The sequence below is a fragment of the Streptomyces sparsus genome (genome assembly GCF_054776295.1).
In genome coordinates this window covers 1-706 of the sequence record NZ_BAAHCA010001553.1, presented here as the reverse complement: position 1 = coordinate 706, position 706 = coordinate 1, and the positions used below count along the sequence as shown (strand labels likewise).

The following is a 706-nucleotide window of genomic DNA, read 5'->3' as shown; positions in this document are numbered from 1 at the left end:
AACGGCGCCCGCGCGGGACGGCACGGCCCCGCCGGCGCGCGGGGCACAGCAGGGCGCAGGCATTCGGGGTCCCGGGCCTGAGAAACAGCGAAAGGGTGAACGGTGGGCAGGTCCGCGGTGGGGCTGATGGTGGGCATGGCGTTGGGATTCGCCGGCTGGTTCGGCGGGTTCGCGGCCTTCCTGCTGGTGGCGACGCTCGGTGCGCTCGGCTGGCTCGTCGGCCGGGCGCTGGACGGCGGGGCCGAACCGGCCGAGTGGCTGCGCACGCTCGTGAGGGGTCACCGGTGAGCACCCCCGGAAGCGCGCCGCCGCCGAGCGGGGACCGCGGCGCCACCCGGAGCAGCCGTCGGGCGCACGAGCGGATCGCCGCCGGTGAGTCGCCGCGCGGCGCTGATGTTCCGGTCCGGCTGCCGAGGGCGGCTGTGCGCATCCGGCGCGGCGGCGCCCGCATCAAGATCGGGGTGGTCCTGCCCTGCCCGAGTGATCCCGGCGCGAGCCGCACGGAGGTGCGGGGCACGGTGGCCACGCGCGCGGCGGAGTCGACGGGGGTGCCGGTGAGCGACGTGGGCGTGACCGGGGACGGGCTCACGCCGCCGGGATCCGCCGGGGAGCCGCAGTGACCGGCCGTGGCAGGGGCGGCGCTCCGAGCCCGTGACCGCGCCCCCGACGTCCGTCGCGGCGGGTCCCGGAGGGGCGCGCCCGAGAT

The 706-nt window shown here is 78.3% G+C and carries 2 protein-coding genes; both read left to right on the top strand.

Annotation, left to right across the window (positions count from 1 at the left end; translation table 11 throughout):
- Positions 1–102: 102 nt before the first annotated feature.
- Positions 103–288 carry a hypothetical protein gene (locus ACYVE9_RS29565; RefSeq protein WP_461030944.1) on the top strand — a complete coding sequence of 62 codons (186 nt, stop codon included), beginning with the start codon at positions 103–105 and terminating at the stop codon, positions 286–288.
- Entirely contained in the window at positions 285–620 is a 336-nt protein-coding gene (locus ACYVE9_RS29560) for a hypothetical protein (protein ID WP_461030943.1), read from the top strand. Before ACYVE9_RS29565 ends, ACYVE9_RS29560 begins: the two co-directional genes overlap by 4 nt.
- The last annotated feature ends 86 nt before the right edge of the window (positions 621–706 follow it).